Annotated in this window: 21 protein-coding genes; 9 read left to right on the top strand and 12 right to left on the bottom strand. The window is 57.5% G+C overall.

Annotated elements, in window-relative coordinates; genetic code table 11:
* Position 1: 1 nt before the first annotated feature.
* The 5 genes from ACTZWX_RS05145 to ACTZWX_RS05125 all read right to left on the bottom strand — a co-directional run bounded on the left by ACTZWX_RS05145 (position 2) and on the right by ACTZWX_RS05125 (position 5,011).
* Complete coding sequence (locus ACTZWX_RS05145; RefSeq protein ID WP_058092994.1) at positions 2 to 289, bottom strand: NAD(P) transhydrogenase subunit alpha part 2; 288 nt, start codon at positions 287 to 289, stop codon at positions 2 to 4.
* Complete coding sequence (locus ACTZWX_RS05140) at positions 289 to 1,449, bottom strand: Re/Si-specific NAD(P)(+) transhydrogenase subunit alpha (RefSeq protein ID WP_444713017.1); 1,161 nt, start codon at positions 1,447 to 1,449, stop codon at positions 289 to 291. The genes ACTZWX_RS05145 and ACTZWX_RS05140 overlap by 1 nt, the downstream gene beginning before the upstream one ends.
* On the bottom strand, positions 1,446 to 2,963 hold the full coding sequence (gene mqo, locus ACTZWX_RS05135) for a malate dehydrogenase (quinone) (RefSeq protein WP_444713016.1): 1,518 nt from the start codon (positions 2,961 to 2,963) through the stop codon (positions 1,446 to 1,448). Before mqo ends, ACTZWX_RS05140 begins: the two co-directional genes overlap by 4 nt.
* Positions 2,964 to 3,069: 106 nt before the next feature.
* On the bottom strand, positions 3,070 to 3,807 hold the full coding sequence (nfsA, locus tag ACTZWX_RS05130) for an oxygen-insensitive NADPH nitroreductase (protein WP_152437123.1): 738 nt from the start codon (positions 3,805 to 3,807) through the stop codon (positions 3,070 to 3,072).
* 154 nt (positions 3,808 to 3,961) lie between these two features.
* Positions 3,962 to 5,011: a cytochrome-c peroxidase gene (locus tag ACTZWX_RS05125; protein WP_444713015.1), complete on the bottom strand. Its 1,050-nt coding sequence runs from the start codon at positions 5,009 to 5,011 to the stop codon at positions 3,962 to 3,964.
* 248 nt (positions 5,012 to 5,259) lie between these two features.
* Between ACTZWX_RS05125 and ACTZWX_RS05120 the strand changes: the two genes are divergently transcribed.
* Positions 5,260 to 5,805 (top strand): rhodanese-like domain-containing protein, encoded by a 546-nt coding sequence (locus tag ACTZWX_RS05120; protein WP_444713014.1) that lies wholly within the window; start codon positions 5,260 to 5,262, stop codon positions 5,803 to 5,805.
* Positions 5,806 to 5,847: 42 nt separating this feature from the next.
* Here ACTZWX_RS05120 and ACTZWX_RS05115 read toward each other — a convergent pair whose 3' ends face one another.
* Together ACTZWX_RS05115 and ACTZWX_RS05110 are read right to left on the bottom strand one after the other, a co-directional pair.
* A complete protein-coding gene (locus ACTZWX_RS05115; RefSeq protein WP_444713013.1) occupies positions 5,848 to 6,810 on the bottom strand; it encodes an SLAC1 anion channel family protein in 963 nt (320 codons plus the stop codon).
* 84 nt (positions 6,811 to 6,894) lie between these two features.
* Entirely contained in the window at positions 6,895 to 7,347 is a 453-nt protein-coding gene (locus ACTZWX_RS05110; protein ID WP_444713012.1) for a hypothetical protein, read from the bottom strand.
* 197 nt (positions 7,348 to 7,544) lie between these two features.
* Here ACTZWX_RS05110 and ACTZWX_RS05105 point away from each other — a divergent pair, with 197 nt between their 5' ends.
* The 6 genes from ACTZWX_RS05105 (at position 7,545) to ACTZWX_RS05080 (ending at position 13,510) form a co-directional block, all read left to right on the top strand.
* Positions 7,545 to 9,152 carry a tetrathionate reductase family octaheme c-type cytochrome gene (locus ACTZWX_RS05105; protein WP_444713011.1) on the top strand — a complete coding sequence of 536 codons (1,608 nt, stop codon included), beginning with the start codon at positions 7,545 to 7,547 and terminating at the stop codon, positions 9,150 to 9,152.
* The gene (locus ACTZWX_RS05100) at positions 9,149 to 9,751 is read left to right on the top strand and encodes a cytochrome b/b6 domain-containing protein (RefSeq protein ID WP_444713010.1); all 603 of its coding nucleotides are present in this window, start codon (positions 9,149 to 9,151) and stop codon (positions 9,749 to 9,751) included. The genes ACTZWX_RS05105 and ACTZWX_RS05100 overlap by 4 nt, the downstream gene beginning before the upstream one ends.
* 197 nt (positions 9,752 to 9,948) lie before the next feature.
* Positions 9,949 to 11,214, top strand: coding sequence for an FAD-dependent oxidoreductase (locus ACTZWX_RS05095; protein WP_444713009.1), 1,266 nt, complete (start codon positions 9,949 to 9,951; stop codon positions 11,212 to 11,214).
* 223 nt (positions 11,215 to 11,437) lie between these two features.
* The gene (locus ACTZWX_RS05090; protein ID WP_444713008.1) at positions 11,438 to 12,304 is read left to right on the top strand and encodes an MBL fold metallo-hydrolase; all 867 of its coding nucleotides are present in this window, start codon (positions 11,438 to 11,440) and stop codon (positions 12,302 to 12,304) included.
* Between the two features lie 20 nt (positions 12,305 to 12,324).
* Positions 12,325 to 12,747, top strand: coding sequence for a TIGR01244 family sulfur transferase (locus ACTZWX_RS05085; protein WP_444713007.1), 423 nt, complete (start codon positions 12,325 to 12,327; stop codon positions 12,745 to 12,747).
* Positions 12,748 to 12,883: 136 nt separating this feature from the next.
* Positions 12,884 to 13,510 carry a peroxiredoxin gene (locus ACTZWX_RS05080; RefSeq protein WP_444713006.1) on the top strand — a complete coding sequence of 209 codons (627 nt, stop codon included), beginning with the start codon at positions 12,884 to 12,886 and terminating at the stop codon, positions 13,508 to 13,510.
* A gap of 56 nt (positions 13,511 to 13,566) precedes the next feature.
* On the opposite strand, the gene ACTZWX_RS05075 is transcribed toward ACTZWX_RS05080, so the two are convergent.
* Both ACTZWX_RS05075 and ACTZWX_RS05070 read right to left on the bottom strand, forming a co-directional pair.
* Positions 13,567 to 14,289 carry an ATPase, T2SS/T4P/T4SS family gene (locus tag ACTZWX_RS05075; protein ID WP_444713005.1) on the bottom strand — a complete coding sequence of 241 codons (723 nt, stop codon included), beginning with the start codon at positions 14,287 to 14,289 and terminating at the stop codon, positions 13,567 to 13,569.
* A gap of 5 nt (positions 14,290 to 14,294) precedes the next feature.
* The gene (locus ACTZWX_RS05070) at positions 14,295 to 14,669 is read right to left on the bottom strand and encodes a hypothetical protein (RefSeq protein WP_444713004.1); all 375 of its coding nucleotides are present in this window, start codon (positions 14,667 to 14,669) and stop codon (positions 14,295 to 14,297) included.
* Positions 14,670 to 14,884: 215 nt separating this feature from the next.
* Here ACTZWX_RS05070 and ACTZWX_RS05065 point away from each other — a divergent pair, with 215 nt between their 5' ends.
* Both ACTZWX_RS05065 and ACTZWX_RS05060 read left to right on the top strand, forming a co-directional pair.
* On the top strand, positions 14,885 to 16,477 hold the full coding sequence (locus tag ACTZWX_RS05065) for an arylsulfatase (protein WP_444713003.1): 1,593 nt from the start codon (positions 14,885 to 14,887) through the stop codon (positions 16,475 to 16,477).
* On the top strand, positions 16,444 to 16,899 hold the full coding sequence (locus tag ACTZWX_RS05060) for a tetratricopeptide repeat protein (protein ID WP_444713002.1): 456 nt from the start codon (positions 16,444 to 16,446) through the stop codon (positions 16,897 to 16,899). The genes ACTZWX_RS05065 and ACTZWX_RS05060 overlap by 34 nt, the downstream gene beginning before the upstream one ends.
* A gap of 34 nt (positions 16,900 to 16,933) precedes the next feature.
* Here ACTZWX_RS05060 and ACTZWX_RS05055 read toward each other — a convergent pair whose 3' ends face one another.
* Genes ACTZWX_RS05055 through ACTZWX_RS05045 form a run of 3 tightly spaced genes read right to left on the bottom strand, consistent with a single transcriptional unit; the run spans position 16,934 to position 20,535 of the window.
* Positions 16,934 to 18,322: an SLC13 family permease gene (locus ACTZWX_RS05055; protein WP_444713001.1), complete on the bottom strand. Its 1,389-nt coding sequence runs from the start codon at positions 18,320 to 18,322 to the stop codon at positions 16,934 to 16,936.
* Between the two features lie 24 nt (positions 18,323 to 18,346).
* Positions 18,347 to 18,931, bottom strand: a complete 585-nt coding sequence (locus ACTZWX_RS05050; protein ID WP_444713000.1) for an antibiotic biosynthesis monooxygenase — start codon at positions 18,929 to 18,931, stop codon at positions 18,347 to 18,349.
* Positions 18,928 to 20,535 carry a methyl-accepting chemotaxis protein gene (locus ACTZWX_RS05045; protein WP_444712999.1) on the bottom strand — a complete coding sequence of 536 codons (1,608 nt, stop codon included), beginning with the start codon at positions 20,533 to 20,535 and terminating at the stop codon, positions 18,928 to 18,930. The genes ACTZWX_RS05050 and ACTZWX_RS05045 overlap by 4 nt, the downstream gene beginning before the upstream one ends.
* Positions 20,536 to 20,596: the final 61 nt, after the last annotated feature.

Here is a 20,596-nt window from a genome sequence, read left to right as displayed (position 1 = left end):
ATTATCCCTTTCGCTTAAACATATTCAGCATGCGATCTGTAACCATAAAGCCGGCTACAATGTTGATGCTTGCCAGAGTCACGGCGATAAAACCGAGTACGCCGGCAACATTGGGAGAGAGGTCCGAGCTGCCAGCGCTGATGATGGCGCCCACGATGACGATCCCGGAAATGGCGTTGGTGCCACTCATCAATGGCGTGTGGAGTGTTGGTGGCACCTTGTTGATCAGTTCAATGCCAACAAACAGTGCCAGAATGAAAATGGTGAAGCTGAGAACAAACAGTTCCATCAGGCGGTTTCCTTGCTTTCGGTGGGTTCGTTTTTTGGGACGGAAGGCTCAGCGCCGTGAAGCACCTGTCCGCCCTGGGTGACCAGGGTTGCGGACACAATGTCGTCGTCAAAGTTGGGGACAAGCTGCCCGGCTTTGGTCATGTTGAGAAGGAAGGCGGTTATGTTCCTGGTCAGCAGTTGGGAGGCATGAACCGGCACCCGGGAAGGGTGGTTGGCGTGCCCGACAAGTGTTACCCCATCCACCACGATTTTTTTATTCAGCACGGTGCCCTCTACGTTGCCACCTTTATCGGCCACCAGGTCGACAATCACCGAGCCACTCTTCATGCGATGAATCATGTCGCTGTTAATCAGTTTCGGTGCCTGTTTGCCTGGAACAGCCGCGGTCGTGACCACCATATCCGCCCGTGCAACACAATCTGCCAGTTGCTGACGCTGTGCTGTATAGAAGGCTTCGCTCTGGGCTTTTGCATAGCCGCTGTCGCCGGTGGTCTCCGATGATGGCACCTGAATTTCGATAAAATCGGCTCCCAGGCTCTGTACCTGCTCTTTTACTTCTGGTCGCAGATCGTAAGCCTCGACTACGGCGCCCAGGCGCCGCGCGGTAGCGATGGCCATCAATCCGGCGACGCCGGCACCGATGACAAGCACCCGGGCCGGGTGAATGGTGCCGGCGGCGGTCATCAGCATCGGGAAGTATCGTGGCAGTGCCATGGCGCCGCTGAGCACGGCTCGATAGCCACTGATGCCGGCCATGGCACTCAGCACATCCATCGGCTGCGCCCGGGTTGTTCTGGGCACGAGATCTAGCGCAAATGCCTGTACTTTTCTGGACGCAAACCGCTCCAGAAGTGGCTTGTTGAACCATGGGTTCAGCAAGCTGATGATCGTACTCTCTTCCTGAATAAGATCGGCTTCCTCGAGGGTGGGGGCCAGCACTTTCAGAATGACGGATGCTTGCCGATACAGGGCACTGGCATCGTCAGCGATGATTGCGCCGGCATGGCGATAATCGTCATCGGTAAAGTGTGCGGCCAATCCAGCGCCGCTCTCGACGATGACTTCATAGCCAGCTTCGAGCAGCGTCGAAACACCAGTGGGTATGATAGCGACCCGGTTCTCATTCGGGACTCGCTCTCGGGGTATGCCAATCATCATGCGTAAAGGCTCCGTTCAGTTTGAGTGTTTTCCATGCCATTGCCCAATGCCAGGGTACTGAGGGTGTGCTTGCGGATGTCTGCCAGAAGCTGGTGATCCTGCTGCAGCGACTGGCCGTAGCTGGGGATCAGTGCCTGAAGGGTTTGTAGGGAGGCGCCCTGAACCAGTTCGGGCAGGCAGCGCTCTATCACATCGAGCATGGCGGCGACGCAGGTGGACGCGCCGGGGGAGGCGCCCAGCAGCGCTGCCAGACTGCCATCGCTGGTGCTCAGGACTTCCGTGCCGAACTCCAGTGAACCGCGGCCTTGGCTATCGGGTTTAATGATCTGCACCCGTTGCCCGGCTCTCACCAGCTTCCAGGCGTCGGGATCAATGTCCGGGATAAAACGCTGCAGCTGCTCAAGGCGCGATGATTTCGGGCTGAGCGACTCCTTGATCAGATAGCGGGTCAGTGGCCAGTTGTGGATAGCCACATCAAGCAGCGGCTTCAGGTTGTGGTGTCTTACTGACCGAACCAGATCCATCACGCCACCTTCTTTGAGAAAGCGTGTTGTGAAACCGGCGAAGGGACCGAACAGCAGAGCAGCCTTACCGTTGATAAAACGGGTATCGAGGTGCGGAACAGACATGGGCGGAGCACCCACCGGGGCCTGACTGTAGACTTTGGCGTTGTGCTGGAGCGCCAGGCTCTGGTCATTGCAAGCCAGCCATAGTCCGGAAACGGGGAAGCCGCCATACCCGCGGGCTTCCTGAACCCCCGCTTTTTGCAACAGGGGCAGCGCGGCGCCACCGGCGCCGATAAAGACAAAGCGGGCCTTGAGAACCTGTTGTTCGCCACTCTCATGATTGGCAAGCGTCACCCGCCATCCGCGGTTGTGACGTTCAAGTCCCGTCACCCGGCGCTGAAGGCGGATATCGCAGGCCCCGGACTGGGTGAGTGAACGCCCCAGCAGGCGGGTCAGCGAGCCGAAATTGACATCACTACCATGCGGTACGCGGGTGGCTGCCGAGGGTGTGAATGTTTGCTGCGCTCCGTGGATCAGAGGCAGCCATTCTGAGAGTGTCGAATCCTGATCGGTGAATTCCATACCCTGGAAAAGTGGGTGAGCCTGCAATGCGCGGTGCCTGGCGCGCAGGAACCGGCAGTCGTCCTGGCCTTGCACCCAGCTGAGGTGAGGAACGCTGCGGATAAAGTCGTCAGGCCCCGGCAGCAGGCCTTTTTCGACGAGTGAACTCCAGAATTGAAGGGATATTTCAAACCGTTCATTGATGGCCAGAGCTCGGTCAATGGCGACGCTACCATCACCCTGTGCCGGGGTATAGTTGAGCTCGCAGTAGCCGGCGTGACCGGTTCCGGCATTGTTCCAGGCGTCGGAGCTCTCGCCGGCCAATTGCCGGCCCTGCTCGACCAGTGTCATCGAGCGCGAGCTGTCCAGCTGTGAAATAAGAGACGCCAGCGTAATGCTCATTACGCCGCCGCCAATCAGAAGTACATCTGTATCGAAGCTCGCCATAGTATGACCCTTTCGGTAGCAAACGAATAAAAGGGTACATACTTTAGTCGAACGTCTGGTTCGTAAAAATCGTGTTTCTTGGTATTAAAGGATCGAAAAAAACGACCTATTTCAGGCCGAAGCCTCTTTTATTCAGGAACTCCTTCATGTGCGGCCGGAGCTTGCTAGTAAACAGCGGCTTGAGCTGTTCGGACCAGCTGGTGTCTTTGTTGCCGCCGGTGCGCTCGCGGTAATAGCGGGCCATTGTATCGTCGAAGCTGGCCACCAGCCGCTCGTCAGTTGAGTCGTCGTAGCTGTCTTCCTTGAGAATGGCTGCCAGTGGCAGGCGCGGCTTCACTTCCGGTTGCTGGTCCGGATAGCCCAGGCACAGACCAAAGACCGGGTACACATGTTCCGGCAACTTGAGCAGGTCGCTCACTTCCTGCGGGTTGTTGCGAATACCGCCAATGTAGCAGATACCCAGTCCTTCCGATTCAGCCGCTACCACCACATTCTGCGCAATCAGGGCGGTATCAATGCTGGCCACCAGCAGTTGCTCGGTCATACCACGAATCACATCCGCTCCGGCTTTCTCTGCCGATTCGGTGGCCCGCTTCATATCGGCGCAGAACACCAGGAAATCCGAGCAGCTTTCCACATAGGTCTGCCCCCCGGCCAGTTCTGCCAGTTTCCGACGGCTTTCCGGATTGACCACATGAATAATGGTGTAGGCCTGGACGTGGTTGGAGGTAGCTGCGCATTGCCCGGCACGGATCAGGTCTTCAAACAGTTCCCGGGGAATCTGCTGATCCTTGAATTTTCGGATGGAGCGATGGGATTTCAGGAGTTCGATGGTCGGATTCATAGGGCCTCGTCTGCTGCAGGTAAAGGTAGACGATAGCTTGCTTATCAGGACGGACACAACAGGACAAAGGTGGGCTTTTGTTCGTATGGCCCGGGCGTTGAACGAAAAAGCGCGCCCGGAGGCGCGCGGTAAATGATGTCAGCAGATCAAACGATCACGGCACCATATCGGTTGGCCGTGGGGTAGTGGCTGTGCTCGGCGGCAGGATCGGATACCGGATTTCCGGCACGTTACCGGTCAGGGTCTTGAGGAAGGCAACGATGGATTGAACCTCGCTGTCGTTCAGCTCAGTGCCCAGCTGCGCAGTACCCATCACAGCGACGGCTTCATCCAGACTCCAGACAGCGCCAGAGTGGAAGTACGGAGCAGTCAGTTCAATGTTGCGCAGTGGCGAAGCCCGGAATACATACTCGTCGGTGGCTGTCTGGGTCACTTCGAAGCGGCCGCGGTCACCCTCAGGCAGAATGGCACCGCCTGGGCGTTCGACCAGACCAAATGGATAGTATTCCTGGCCGCCCAGGTTCACACCGCTATGGCAGGCAGCGCAGCCACGATCCATGAACAGGGCCAGACCTTCCTTCTCTTTGTCGTTCAGGGCGGCGGAGTTGCCGCGCAGATACTTGTCAAAGTCAGAATCCGGTGTAATCAGGGTTGCTTCGAAGGCTTCAATGGCAATGGCCATGTTGTCGAAGGTCACAGGGTCATTCTGCCCCGGGAAGGCATCGCCAAAGCGCTCAACATACTCCGGCATACTCTTCAGAGTAGAAACCACGCACTCCGGGGTGCTACTCATTTCCACGCCGGCCTGAACCGGGCCTTTAGCCTGCTCGGCAAGGTCAGCTGCGCGGCCATCCCAGAACTGCGCTGCGTTGAATACCGCGTTGAATACCGTCGGGGAGTTACGGGGACCTTTCTGCCAGCCGTGACCGATGGATACCGGCAGGTAGTCGTCGCCACCCATACCCACGTTGTGGCAAGTATTACAGCTGATCAGGTGGCTGGAAGACAGGCGCGGTTCGAAGAACAGCATTTTGCCCAGCTCCACCTTGGATTGGGTCAGCTCATTTCCGTCGATCACCGGTGGGTATTTGGGAATCGGTTCGAAGGTATTTCTGGCCCGGTCCAGCAGGTCATCTGCGGCGGCGGAACCCGCCATGAAACCAAGGCTCAGAATCAGGGCTTTGGCTAACGGACGTTTGGTCATCTTGCTTTCTCCTTATGAGACAGTCTGGTCTCTCTGAACTAAAGTTAACAAACGCACCGGGAACTGCACGGAAAACTGTTTAGAGTTGGGCGCATAATTGATGCCTGTCAATTTTCCTTTTTTGTTGGGGGTTATCGAGGCTTGCTGCGACATTTCGCCGCTGAACGAAGCGGGTTGCCGGCTGTAAAATTATTCGTTATATCGTTATGCTCGAAGCGAGAATTTCATATCCAATACAGGAGATTGCCATGAAATCGTTACTCGTGATGTTGCTGTTCAGTTTTGGCCTGATGACCACGGCTCAGGCAGAGGAAGCGCTCTCAGTCACGCCAGAGGAAACCTTCGATATGGTTCAGGAACAGGGCGACCAGGTGTTGTTCATTGACGTGCGTGACCCGGTGGAAATCATGTTCATCGGCTTCACCGACGCGGTGGACCTGAACATTCCGTTCCAGTTGGTAGACCGCACCCGGTTCAACGACGAAAAAGCCGTCTTCGCCATGGACATCAACGAAAATTTTGTCGAGGAGGTCAATGCGGCGCTGGCTGAGAAAGGGCTGGACCGGGATGCGCTGATTATCACCATGTGCCGCTCCGGCTCTGCCCGTGGCAAGCCCAGCGCGGACTATTTGCTGGAGCGCGGTTTTACCAACGTGAAGTACGTGGATCACGGCTTCCAGGGTGACTCCCTGAAAGACGGTCCCCAGAAGGGCATGCGCCTGAAGAATGGCTGGCAGAACTCCGGAATGCCCTGGTCCACCAAAGCCAACCCGGAAAAAATCTATCGTCCTTGATAGTTGGGGTGCCTGCGAGGACAGGCACCCGTTCTTTTCCAATTATTCTTCAATACAGATTTCCCGCCTGCGCACGGCAATCGCCGTTCTCAGAACAAGCCCCGAGATCAGCAGCATCAGAAGGCCCAGCAGGGCAACGCCCAGCCATTTGAAGAAAGGGCTGTCCAGGCGCTGATACATGGTCAATGTAGCGATGGTGATGGCGGCCATCGGAAACGAATAAGCCCACCAGGACAGGAAAAACTGCAACTTCAGGAAGCGCGACACCTGGGTAAACAGCATCAGGGTTAGAAACAGGGCGCTGTAGTACAGAACCCGGGCAAAGCTGTCGAGTTCCCCGGTGAGCTGAAGCCAGGAAACGAACCCCACTGCTGGCGGTGCAATCAGGATGAACAGGGTTGGTAGCAGTTTGCCCGGTAGCGGGTGATGGAAAAACATCCGGTTGAAGATGATGGTCAGCAATACCAGCCAGAACACCAGCCCGATGCTGAAGAAAAACCACGACAGCTCGGTAAAGCCATGCTGCACCCCGGCAATGGGCACCAGAATGTTGCCGACGATGGGAATGAACCAGGCCGGGTTCATGTGGTTGATCTCGAAGTGAGTATGGTGAATCCAGGCGGAAAGCACGTACAGGGTGAAGCCCAGATGCAGTGCCGTGCCCACACCCCAGATGATCAGAGAGGTACCCTGGTGGTGGGGGAACATGGCAATGCTGATCAAGATCAGCCCGATGGAAATGGTGGGGGCAAAGTTGAGTTTGATCGGGTGGTTCAGCTCTGCCTCCACCTGCCGGGGGTATCGGGTCGCCTTCAGGGCATAGAGTACGACCAGACTGATAAACACCGTTATGGTGAGAACCAGCGCGGCGAAGCTGGCGGTTGAGGGAAGGCTGAAGGCCGCTTCGGCCCGATGCAGGGCAATGGTCAGGCCGGCCAGACCCATCACCATGGCAAACCAAGAAACAGGAAAATTTTGCAGGCGGGAGGATTCAGTAGATGCCATCGATTACCTCGAACGTCTGGTGTGAAACCTGAAACGCCAGCCCGGAGGCTGGCGTTGTAGCAATAACGCGGCTAACCGATCCCCTCAGAAGGTGAAAGTGCGTATTGTGCGATCCAGCATCTGGTCAGCCATCTGCGGCGGCATGGCAACACCAACACCGTCAATCAGGTCGTCTTTTCCATGGTCGCTGTTAGGCAGGTAAAGCGCACACACGTGTGCAGAGCCACCCGCTTTCAACAGTCCACGCAGCATTTGACCGGGCGTCACGTTACGGGGTGCCAGGGCTTCGCCTTCATAGGATTTCAGAGCTAGGTCACCGGCTTCATCGCACAGCAACACATTAACCTTGGCGCCTTTCTCCGCCATGGTATTGGCCAGCACCATAGCCATGCCCTGGGTCTGTAGGGAATCGCTGGACAGAATCACCAGAACTTCGTCAACGGTGTTGCCTTTGTTTGAGTGTTTGTCGGCCAGGGCCTGCATTGGGGCAACGGCAACCAGGAATGCCAGGGTGAATATCTTGAGAATGTTCGTCATTAGTTGAGCTCCATATATGAGGTTGTCACTTTCCAATATAGAGGCTGGATGAGCTTGAGTTCAGTGACATTGTCACTGTCGGGTGAACCCATGGTGATTAACTTGATCTTGCTCAAAATATAGTCAGCCAATCCTGCGAATCCGGGATTGGCCTACTAGACTTTGGATCAGGCCATACGGGACCGGTGGTGAGAGACATGGATCCTACGAGCAAGACGTTTAGCGCACTGCCTGCATTGCTGACGGTGTTGATGTGCCTTGGCTTGGCAAACCTGCCCCAAGCCGAGGCCAACCTGCGGTCATCAACAACGGCGGATCACACCCGGTTCAAGGCGCTTCAGGGGCCCTTCGAGCGAGCAGAAGACGTCACCGCCGCCTGCCTGGAATGCCATACCGAGGCGGGCGAACAGATCCGCCAGACGACCCACTGGACCTGGTTATATCGCCATCAGGAAACCGGCCAGACTTTAGGTAAAAACAGGGTTATCAACAGTTTCTGCGGAATGGCGGTAACCAACGAGCCCCGCTGCACCTCCTGCCATGTGGGTTACGGCTGGGAGGATATGAGCCAGCCGCCGCCTACCGCGGACAACGCGGTGGATTGCCTGGTGTGCCATGACACCATCGGTGAGTACTGGAAGTTCCCGACCCTGGCCGGCCACCCCTCCTACATACCCCGTGAATGGCCCAAGGGCAGTGGCAAGATGGTTCAGCCCCCAGACCTGGAGCGCATTGCTCAGAATGTGGGGGCGAGCAGCCGGGCCAACTGCGGCAGCTGCCACTTCTACGGCGGGGGTGGTGATGGGGTGAAACACGGCGACCTGGATTCTTCCCTGGTTAATCCGCCGAAAGCGCTGGATGTTCATATGTCCCCGGAGGGACTCAACTTTGCCTGTTCCGACTGCCACAGCACCTGGGGCCATGCAGTGACCGGAAGTCGTTACCAGATGACCGCCAAGGACCAGCTCGGCATTGATGTGCCGGGGCATACCGACTTCACCCGGGCCAGCTGTGAATCCTGCCACGGGCTTGAGCCCCATAACGCCCAGAAACTGAATGACCATGTCGACACGCTGGCCTGCCAGACCTGCCACGTGCCGGCCTTTGCCCGGGGTGGCGTACCGACAAAAACCTGGTGGGACTGGTCGACGGCGGGCCGTCTTGATGAGGCCGGAAAACCGATAGAAATTCTGGACGAACACGGGCATCCGTCTTACCTGAGTGAAAAGGGCGACTTCCGCCATGGTGAGAACGTGGTGCCCGAATATGCCTGGTTTGACGGTACCGTGAAGTACACCATGGTGGACGATGCCCTGGATATTCATAACCCACCGGTGGCGGTGAACCGGGTGGAAGGCAGTCCCGATGATCCGGCTTCGCGCATCTGGCCGTTCAAGGTCATGCGGGGCAAGCAACCCTTTGATACCCAGCGCCAGACCCTGCTGGCGACCCATGTGTTTGGTGCCGACGACACCTCTCTGTGGAGTAATTACAGCTGGGAGAAAGCCCTGCAGGCGGCCAGTGAGATGTCTGGCATGCCGTACAGCGGAGAATTCGACTTTATTGAAACCACCATGCACTGGCCCATTACCCACATGGTGCCGTCGGCGGAGCAGGCTCTCGGGTGTGGTGCGTGCCACAGCGTTGATAGCCGGCTGGCCGGGCTGGGAGGCATCTACATGCCGGGCCACGACCGCAACCCGTGGCTCGACCGAATCGGCTGGTTGCTGGTGCTGGTGACCCTGGTGGGTGTGCTGGCACACGGGATTGCCAGAGTGATCGTCCGCGGGAGGAAAGGCCAATGAGCCGGGTCATGATTTTCAAGCGGTTTGAACGCTTCTGGCACTGGAGCCAGGCGTTACTGATCTTCGTGTTGCTGTTCACTGGTTTCAATATCCACGGCAGTCTCGGTGTGTTGACGTTCAGCACTGCGATGGAGGTGCACACCCTGGCTGCCTGGGCATTGATCGTGTTGTGGCTGTTCGCCATCTTCTGGCACTTCACCACGGGCGAGTGGCGGCAGTATATCCCTACCCGAACGGGCCTGTTCGCGGTGATGCATTACTACCTGGTCGGCACCTTTACCGGGGCGCCTCACCCGTATCGTAAAACCAGTCAGGCCAAACATAACCCGTTGCAGAGACTGGCGTATCTGTTCTTCAAGCTGGTGATCTCACCGGTTATCTGGGCCTCTGGCCTGCTGTACCTGTTCTATAACGATTGGCCTGCGGTTCTGGACGGCGCCCTGTCGCTGCAAGCCGTCGCCCTGGTGCATACTGGTGCGGCCTTCGCCATGCTGGTGTTCGTGATTGCCCATGTCTACATGGCTACCATGGGTAAAACCGTCACCAGTCATATCAAACCCATGATCACCGGTTACGAAGATCTTGAGGAGCGGCACTAGTCCGCTCCTGATCCCGTTGGCTACCTCTCTGTTTACCGCCCCCTCAGGATCAACGATCCGTGTCTAAGCCTTGCCGGAATACTGTCGCCGACCTCGTTTATTCTATATCGATATAACCTTAGATCTTTTTTGGTGATAGGATTTGATATACATCAAGCATCCACTAGCCAACCAAATAACGACAAGAGGTCTGAGGTATGAACCATTCAACAACTCAAGCGGGATCCGAAAAGCAGCATACCGTGGTCATCGTCGGTGGTGGTGCGGCAGGTATCTCCGTAGCGGCCAGCATTCACAAGCGGGATCGGGACACCGACATCGCAATCGTTGAGCCATCCACGACCCACCACTACCAGCCCGGCTGGACGATGGTCGGGGGCGGTGTCTTTCGACCTGAGGTCACCGCCAAGCCTATGGCCGGGGTCATACCCCGTTTTTGTTCCTGGTACCAGGATGCAGTCACCGCCATTGAGCCTGAAATAAACCGAGTCAGGCTGGCGGATGGTTCTACGATCGGCTACCGGGTCCTGATACTGGCACCGGGTCTGGAATTGAACTGGGGGGGTATTGATGGCCTGGAGGCGGCGCTGGGATCTAACGGTGTAACCTCGAACTACCGACAGGGTATGGCAAGCTACACGTGGGAAATGGTGCAGAAGTTGAAAAAAGGAACCGCCCTGTTCAGTCAGCCGCCCATGCCGATCAAATGTGCCGGCGCACCACAAAAAGCCATGTATCTGTCGTCAGATTACTGGCAAAAAAATAATTGCCTTTCCGATATTAACGTCCAGTTCCATAACGCCGGTGCTGTGTTATTCGGGGTAGCCGATTACGTACCGGCATTGCAGCGCTACGTTGAAAAGTACGGGATTGCTACTCATTTCCAGAGCACTCTGGTGGCGGTGAACGGCACGTCCAGAAAGGCAACGTTCCGGGTTACAACCAGTGAGTGGCAATCGGAGGATCGGGAGGTCGAGTTCGATATGCTGCACGCGGTTCCACCGCAGCGGGCCCCCGCGTTTATCCGGGAATCTGTACTGGCAAATGATGGCGGATGGCTGGACCTGGCCGACGATACCCTCTGCCACAAACGCTTTGACAATATTTTCGGGCTGGGGGATGTCAGTGGCACCGCGAACGCAAAAACGGCGGCTGCCGTCCGCAAACAGGCGCCGGTGGTCGCTGAAAACGTGATCTCCACGCTGCGTAAGGCGCCAATGACGGCAGCTTATCTGGGCTATGGTTCTTGCCCCCTGACGGTTGAGAATGGCCGCATCGTGCTGGCGGAATTTGGTTACAACGGAGTGCTGCAGCCCAGCTTTCCCAAATGGATTAACGATGGCACCCAAGCCACGAGAGCCGCCTGGTGGTTGAAAGCAAAACAGCTTCCCACTCTTTATTGGCATGTTATGCTGAAGGGGCATGAGTGGATGGCCGCTCCAGCGAGACGTTCTCCCCACTAGATTCAAGCCTCCGCCAATCGATTGCATTAGCCCTACCTCCTTTTCGGCCTGAAATAGCGTCATATGGCGGTTTTTCAGGTCTTTTCTATTGCATTTCTGATGTTGATTGTCAGGCGCTATCGATCCGATGAAAATTGATATTTCTATAGGGTCTATGCTTATTCATTTTGGTGTGTTCTATTGGTGGCTGAGACATCAACACCATGTTTGGGAGGATCAGACTATGTACAAGCCAATAGTCACCCACTTTTTCGACGCAGCTACCAATACCTTCAGCTACGTTCTGGAAGATCCGGACAGCAATGCCTGCGCCATCATTGATTCCGTTCTTGATTTCGATTACGCCGCGGGGCGAACGGATGTTCGGTCGGCCGATGACATCGTCCGCTACGTGCAGGCGAACGATCTGGTGGTGGAATGGATTCTGGAAACTCACGTACACGCCGATCACCTGTCCGCTGCGCCTTATCTGCAGGAACGGCTCGGTGGCAAAACCGGTATCGGCGCCCGCATCATTGAAGTGCAGGAGATTTTCGGCAAGGCCTTCAACGCCGGCACCGAGTTTGCCCGGGATGGCAGTCAATTCGGGAAGTTGTTCGAAGAAGGCGATCGTTTCCGGATTGGCAGTCTGGAAGGTTACGTGCTCCATACCCCCGGCCACACGCCTGCCTGCCTGACCTACGTGATTGGTGATGCCGCCTTCGTTGGCGACACCCTGTTCGCGCCAGACTCTGGCACGGCGCGCTGCGATTTCCCCGGTGGTGATGCCAGAGTGCTTTACCAGTCTGTCCAAAAAGTGCTGGCCCTGCCGGCGGAAACACGGATTTTCCTGTGCCACGACTACAAAGCCCCGGGCCGGGATGAGTTCCAGCATGAGACCACCGTCGCTGAGCAACGCGAGCGCAATATTCACGTACGCGAAGGCATGGTGGAGGAGGAGTTTGTGCGCCTGAGAACCGAGCGTGACGCCACGCTCGATATGCCCCGGCTGATTCTGCCTTCGGTACAGGTAAACATGCGGGCCGGTGAGATGCCCGAGGCAGATGAAGACGGACAGGTGTATTTGAAAGTTCCAGTCAACCGTTTTTGATACCGATAAAGGAGGCAGTCATGAAAGTGCATTTTCTGGAGCCTGAGTTTGCAATCTCTGATGAGGTAACTCTGGAGGATTTCCCCGCGATTCGGGAGCAGGGCTTCAACGCTGTGATTTGCAACCGGCGCGATGGCGAAGATGGCTATGAGAGTGAAAGCCTTTTCCGCCAGGCAGCCGAGCGCGCAGGCTTAGAGTGGTTCTGCGTACCGGTGGCATCCGGTGAGTATACCGAGGCCGATGTGGAGGCCTTTGGTAAGGCGCTCGATAACGCGCCGACGCCAGTGCTGGGTTTTTGCCGCACCGGGCGAAGGGCTGTTCATATGTGGGCTCAGAGCCGGGCGCAAAGCCCTCAGTGCAACATCCCGATGCTGCTTAAAGCGGCTCATGAGGCGGGGCACGACCCCCAGCCCATCAGCGAACTGTTAGGCAGAGCAGGTTAACAAGCTGAACCGTGGTAGTTTAAATAAAACTAATTGATCTATAGATATATCATTATTGATATAACGGATCAGGTCGAATAACCTGATCCCGTTGCTAATAAAACCACTGATGTGAAACCCCGACAGGAGAAATGACATGACCATTCGACTCGGCGAAACCGCCCCGGATTTCAACGTAGACACCACCAAAGGCAAGATGAGCTTCCACGAGTGGGCAGGCGATTCCTGGGTGTTCTTCTTCAGCCACCCGGCTGACTTCACCCCGGTATGCACCACTGAAATGGGCCGTACTGCCCAGCTGGCGAAAGAATTCGCCGCCCGTAACGTCAAACCTCTTGGTCTGTCTACAGACTCGGTAGAAGAGCACCTGAAGTGGATTGACGACGTCAACGACACCCAGAGCTGTGACCTGCAGTTCCCGATTGTTGCCGATGAAGACTTCAAGATCGCTCAGCTGTACGAGATGATCCACCCGGGTGAAAGCGAAACCGCCGCCGTGCGCAGCGTGTTCATCATCGACCCGAACAAGAAAGTGCGACTGACCATGACCTACCCGATGGCGGTTGGCCGTAACTTCGACGAGATCCTGCGTGCCATCGACGCACTGCAGTTTGCCGACGCCAACAGCTGTGCCATGCCGGCCGACTGGCGCATGGGTGGCGATGTCATCATCCCGCCGTCCATCGACAATGAGAAAGCCAAGGACATGTTCCCGCAGGGCTGGAACGAGCTGCGTCCTTACCTGAGAATGACCAAGATCTGATCAGATCTCCGGTTCTGAAAACGCCCCGTTGATCGGGGCGTTTTTCGTTGTGTTCATCAGCTTTCCTCAATACTGAGCAGGTCGCTCGGAGAGTGCAGGCCGCCGCTGGCGAGGCGGATCTTGACCTCAAGGTTGTGCCGGGAGTTGGCGTTGTTCAGGGCTTCTTTCTGACTGATCTTGCCCTGGTCATACAGCTCCAGAATGGCCTGGTCAAACGTCTTCATGCCGTGTTCGATGCCCCGGGTCATGATGTCTGCAATGTCATCAATCTCCCCTTTGTTGATCAGGTCACGGATGTAGGGGCTGGCCAGCATCACTTCCACCGCCACCACCCGCTTGCCATCCTTGCCTTTCAGAAGGCGCTGGGCAATCACCGCCTTCAGATGCATGCTCATATCCATGAACAGTTCTTTGTGGGCGTGCTCGGGAAAGAAATTCACAATCCGCCGCATGGTGTGGTCCACGTTGCTCGCGTGCAGGCTGGAGATGCACAGGTGGCCGGTTTCCGCATAGGTGAGGGCGTGCTTCATGGTGTCCCGATCGCGTATTTCGCCAATCATGATGACATCCGGCGCTTCCCGCATGGCGCGGCGCAGGGCTTCGTTATAGGAGCGGGTGTCTACCCCCACTTCGCGCTGGTTGACCACGCTTTTATTGTGGTTGTGGGTGTACTCGATGGGGTCTTCCACGGTCAGGATCTGTCCAGACTGGCTGCTGTTGCGGTGGTCAATCATCGAGGCCAGGGTGGTGGATTTCCCGGAGCCGGTGGAGCCAACCACCAGTATCAGACCACGGGTTCCATAATCAGCTTTTTCAGCACCGGCGGGAGCCCCAAGCTTTCGATGGAGGGAATCTCGTTACGCAGGTGGCGTATCACCATGCTGACTTCGCCGCGCTGCCAGAAGACGTTCACCCGGAAACGCCCGACTTCATTGACGCCGACCGCCATGTCGAGTTCCAGGTTTTTCTCGAACTCCGCCCGCTGTTTGTCGTTCATCACCGAGTAGGCTAACTGCCTGACAGCGCCAGGGGGCAGTGGATTTTGGGTCAGGGGAGCGGTTTTCCCTTCCACCTTCATCATGACCGCTGCACCGGTGGAAAAGTAAAGGTCAGAGGCATCTTTATCGGCCATGACTTTCAGGTAGGCGGGCAGTTCCATGGAGGCTCCTTGCGTTTGACTGGCAGCTATCACTATCGAGGGTACTGAGGAAATCGGCGATCCCCCTCGCGGTGTGGAATGATTGACTGAGGCATCTTTGTTGCGCATTTATGACACCCCCTGCGCATACGGGATAACCCCTACCCGCAAACCCTCAGCAGAATGGTGTTGACCACACACTGGTGGCACAACCACGAACTGATTGAGGGCATAGCATGTACAAAAACAACACGCTGCTTCGTCGGTTGGGGCTGGCTCTGGGGTTGGTGGCAGCGTCTACGCTGGCATCGGCCAACCAGGCTGAGAAACCCAACTTCCTGTTGATTATCGCCGATGACCTGGGCTATTCAGACATTGGCGCCTACGGGGGTGAGATTGAAACCCCGAGCCTGGATGCCCTGGCCAACGAAGGCATCCGGATGACTAACTTCCACACTGCTCCCACCTGTTCCCCGACCCGGTCCATGCTGTTTTCCGGCACCGATAACCACCGCGCCGGTATCGGCAACATGGCCGAGCTGCTGACTCCGGAACAGAAGGGGCAGCCAGGCTATGAGGGCCACCTGAATGGCCTGGTGGTGACTCTGCCTGAGGTGCTGCGGGATAACGGGTACCACACTTCCACCACCGGCAAATGGCATCTCGGCCGCACCGGTGAGCTGAGCCCCAATGCGCGTGGATTCGACGAGTCCTGGGTGCTGGTTCAGGGCGGCGCCAGCCACTTTGATGATGGCCGGGCGATTATCGGTGTTGATCCGAAAGCCATCTACCTGGAGAACGGCAAGCAGGTAGAGGTGCCCAAAGGCTTCTTCTCTTCGGATTTCTACGCCGACAAAGCCATTGAGTACGTAAACGCAGCCGGCGACAAACCCTTCTTCCATGTGCTGTCCTTCACGGCACCCCATTGGCCCCTGCAGGCTCCGGATTCCTACATCAAGAAATACGAGGGCCGTTATAACGAAGGCTATGAAGCCATTCGTCAGCAGCGCCTTGGCAAGATGCAGGAAATGGGACTGGTAGGGCACAAGCTGGCCGCCAACGTGCCCTTTGACCAGCTGCCGACGTGGGATGAGCTGACCGATGAGCAGCGCAAGATCGAAGCCCGCAAGATGGAAATCTACGCCGCCATGGTGGACAACATGGATGAGAACATTGGCCGGGTAATGGCTCATCTGGAGAAAGCCGGCAAGCTCGACAACACCGTGGTCATGTTCATGTCGGATAACGGCGCAGATGGCAACAGCCCGGAAGTGCTGCCCCGCAACAAGGAGTGGATTGCCGCTGAGTACGACAACAGCTTCGACAATATGGGCCGTCCGGATTCCTACATCTGGTATGGCGCCCAATGGGGCCAGGTGAGCGCCACTCCGTGGCCGATGTGGAAAGGCTATCCCACCCAGGGCGGCCTGCTGGTGCCGGCCATTCTGAATCTGCCCGGTGACCAGGCCAAAGACAAGATCAACCACGAGTTCTTCCATGTGATGGACATCATGCCGACGTTCCTCGAACTGGCTGGCGTCGAGTTGCCCAAGAGCCCATACAACGGCCGTGAAATTTTCGAGATTCAGGGTGTGTCCATGATCCCTGGTTTGAACGGCAATGCCCCGAAGAGCCGGGTTGTTGGCTGGGAGTTGTATGGCCGCTCTGCGGTGCGCATGGGTGACTGGAAGATTCGCCTGCTCGAGGCACCTTTGAATCCATGGTGTGGTCGGGCATCCTGCCGGACCCTGAGCGCTGGGGCGACGTTCAGAGAGAATACGAGCACTATGTTGATATGCAGTCAGACCTGCCCGCGGGCAGTGTGCTGAAAGCCCGATACCTGATGGCCGGGGATTATGTCTACAAGGCCGAGCAGCAACTCGGCCGTGCTCTGGCCAAAGACCCGGGCTACGTGCCCGCCACCATACTGCTCACTGATATTCTCCGCTCCGGCGACCGCAACCTTGAGGCGGTCCGGGCCATTGACCAGGCATTGGTGCACAGCCCTGAGGAATCACAGCTGATTCACCTGCGCGGTCTGATCCGTATCCGTCTGCAAGACTACCCGGCGGCGCTGGCGGACCTGGAACGCGCCCATCAGCTGGCTCCCGATCAGTGGCTGTTTGGCTACCGATACGCGGTTGCCCTGTTTCAGCTGGATCAGAAAGACAAGGCCCGGCAAGTGACCCGGGCCATGTTGCAACGCTACCCTGACAATGCCCGGCTGAGGGCCTTGATGAACCATCTGTAGGGGGCACGCGGAGCTGAGGCGTTTGCCGGTGGTGTCAGATCCACCCCAGCCATTTCCACCACAGGTAATCCAGCGGAAACAGAACCACGATGGTGAGTGCGGCCAGGATCAGACACAACCGGGCGGCATGGCGCATGGGAATGCCGGCCAGCGGCATGGCCATCATCAGCGGTACCGACTGGTAGGTGAAGATGATGGTGGAGAAACCCAGAACCTGCGTCATCAACACCGCTTCCAGGCTGAAACCGGTCATCTCGCTCATGGGGCCGGCCAGGGGCGTGAGAGTGGCGGGAATGCCGGCGAGGGTAGTGACCATCCCGGTCGCGGTTGCCGCCAGTGACAGGGTGAGAAAGTTGGCGAAATCCTGCCCCGGCTCTAATGGCAGCCAGGACAACACATGGCCGCCGAGAATGCCGCTGATGTTCTGATGGTTGATCAGCCCGGCAATGCCCAGCAGGCCGGCTACCACCAGAATCGAACTGATGTTCACCTTCTGGTTGAAACTCTGGGTGGAGATCATGCCAATGCCGGGCATCAGCAGTAAGGTCGCGGCCGCCAGGCCGATCCATGCGGCCGAGATCTGGTGCCAGGTGTCGGTCAGCCAGAAGCCCAGGGTCACCAGCACAATCAGCATCAGCCGCGATTCCATCGCATCGAAAGGCTGTCGGGGGCCGGACTTTGGAACGGGTTTCGGGCTGTCCGGATACAATCGCACCAGCACAACGACCAGTAGGATGGTCTTCAGAATGCCAAGCACCGGGAAATGCAGCAGCAGGTATTCCCCGAACATCGGGCTCCAGCCATGAATCTTTTCAGCAGAGCCGATCATAATCATGTTTGGCACATTGGCAGGCAGAATGGCAAAGGTGGGCAGATGGCTGCCAAAGGCTGCCGCCAGACCCACGGCTTTCTGGCCATTGCTGCCATGCTCAAAGCCACAGCTGTGGGCGATGGTCAGCGCGATGGGAATAATCAGCACAATGCGCCCTACCGAGGAGGGCATCACAAAGCCCAGCAGGATGCCGATCACCACGATGCCAGCGATTAGCCGGGTATAGCTGGTATCCAGGTGGCGGGTAAACAGGTCGGACACCCGTTGGGCCAGGCCGGTTTCTGAGATGGCAATGCCAATCACCAGCCCGGAAACAATCAGCCAGCAGGCGGTCGAGGTGAGGCCGGAAAACACCACCTCGGCTGGTGCCAGCGACAACAGCATGGCCAGGGTCAGCACCAGCAGGGCGGTGACAAATTCCGGCACGGCGCCTGTGGCGAACAGTACTAGACCGGCCATCACCAGCAAGGCCGATAGGCGTTGCGGGCCTTCAAACCAGCCCGCTACCGGGCTGAACAGCAAGGCTGCAGACAACAAAGGAATCAGGGCCAGCGCAAGCCACTGGGACCGGTTAATGGGCAGATTGGTCATTGCGGGATAAGGCCCCTCTCGCCGTTAACGGACATCCTGGTTTTTCTTCGGAAACAGCCAGAAGGCAAACCACCGGGTCATCCGTGGCATCAGTACGTAGCTCATCAGCAGCATGACCACGATGGTGACCGCCATGGTGCGCAGCAGCAGGGGGATCTGCGCCAGCAGATCGCCAAAGAGCAGGAACACCAGAGTCACGGCGGGGTAGAGGGCCAGCCAGCTCACGATGGTCATCTTCCACTTGGGTGGTGGTTTGACCGGGTTCTGCCCGGGCAGGGTGAACCAGGTCACGATGCCAGAGGTCACTTCCCGTTCACTGGGCTTTATCAGTAATGCTTCAATCTGTTCAAGCAACTCGGCTCTTTCGGGCGACTCTTCCCAGGCCGTGAGGGTGTCCCGGTCCCGGAACTTGAAGACAATCCGGTACTCCGGATCGTCCGGAGACGAGGGCCGGAACATGGCGGCGCCCAGATAGCCGGGAGACCTGGCGGCCCTCTCGGTCATCTGGCTGCTGAGTTGCTCGAAGGCCGACTCCTCGCCCTTTTTTACCCGGCGGGAAACCACCACCGTAAGGGGGGCATGGGCGTCCTGGTTTGTCTGCTCAGTCATGATACCTTCTCCTTGAGCTGTACTTGCCGGGCATTGTGAGCACCGGTGGGCATCAGGTGTTTGATCAGGAATTTCTGCCGGAATACGTGGTGACCCACGGATTCACCAGCGTTGACCGTGTCTGCCAGCTGGTGGCAGGTCTGGCTGGCAAGCTGGTGGATGGTGTGGATCTCCTGACTTAACTGGCTGACCGTCTGGCTCTGTTGTTCAGTGGCCGCCGCAATCTGCTGGTTCAGGCCATCGCTTTCGTGAATGCCGGCGACAATGGCCTGAAGCGCTTCGGCGCTGGCGGAGACTTGCTCAACACTGGCCGCCGACTGGCGCTTGCCTTGTTCCATCGACTCCACCACCCGGGCAGAACCCTCTTGCAGGGCGGTGATCATCTCGCGGACTTCGTCGGTGGATTGCTGGGTTCGTTTGGCCAGGGATCGCACTTCGTCGGCCACCACGGCAAACCCTCGTCCGTTTTCACCCGCCCGCGCCGCTTCAATCGCTGCATTCAGCGCCAATAGGTTGGTTTGCTCCGCGATGGCATTGATCACATCCAGTATACGCCCGATGGCCTGGCTGTTCTGGTCCAGCTCCTGGACAATGTCTCCGGCCTGCTCCAGCTCCCGGGCCAGGGTGCGGATACTGTCCTGGGCCGCCGCCGCGGAACGGGCACTGTCGTTGCCGGATTCCCGGTTGCGGGCGCTCAGCTGAGCCGCCTGCTGGGTGCTTTCAGACACTTCCCGGATAGTGGCGCTGAACTCTTCCACCGAGGCCGCCACGGTGCTCAACCCGGACAGCTGCTGTTCGGATGCCTGAGTGCTGGCTTGCAGCAGGGTATTGGCCTCACCCACATAGCCTTCGATCTGCCCGCCGCTGTCCCTTACCCGGGAGATCATTACGTTCAGGCGGGTTTCTACCAGTCGCATAGCCAGTTTAATCTGCCCGACGGTGCCTGCGTGGCCGGTATAAACCAGTTGTTTGATCGGGTGGTCAACAATGCCCTGGCAGTGCCGGGCCAATGCCTGAAGAGGGCGGTTCAGCAGGAAAAATGCAATACCACCCAGCGCGCTGCTGATGGTAAACAGCGTGGCGAAAAGCACGGGTTGTGTCAGCAGCCCGGCAATCAAAAGGGGACTGAAGCACAGCGTTGCCAGCAGCCATTGCTGGGTGGCCGGCGCCAGCCTGGGAAGTCTCAGTGCCAGCGGTTGCTTGCCCTTGGCGCGGGCCTGGTAAACCTCCTGGGTACGTTGGACCGTCGCGTTGTCCGGTATCTGGTAAATAGCCTGGTACTCGATTACCTGGCCATGCTCGTCAGAAATCGGAGTCACAAAGGTATCGAGCCAGAGATCGTTGCCGCGGGCGGTGCGGTTCCGGATCATGCCCATCCAGGAGTCGTTTCGACCCAGGGTTTCCCAAAGGTCGTTCAGGGGGCCTTTGGGCATGTTCGGGTGTCTGAGTTGGCTGAAGCCATCCGCTTTGAGCGTGTCTTCATCGTAGCCGCACAGCCGGCAAAAAGAGGTACTCGCGTAGGTGATCCTGCCTTCATGATCCGTCAGAACCAGCAGTTGATCCTGCTCCCGCGGGTTTCCCGGTAATGGCTCATATCGGGACATTGTTTCCCATCCTCCGAAATAAAAAAGGGGCCCGCACAGCGGGCCCAAAGGAGAGCAACTC

It is taken from the genome of Marinobacter sp. NSM, from assembly GCF_052380025.1.
In the GTDB taxonomy this organism is placed as follows: Bacteria; Pseudomonadota; Gammaproteobacteria; order Pseudomonadales; family Oleiphilaceae; genus Marinobacter.
Note: the sequence above shows the minus strand (reverse complement) of the source record. Positions and strands in the feature narration are given on the sequence as shown.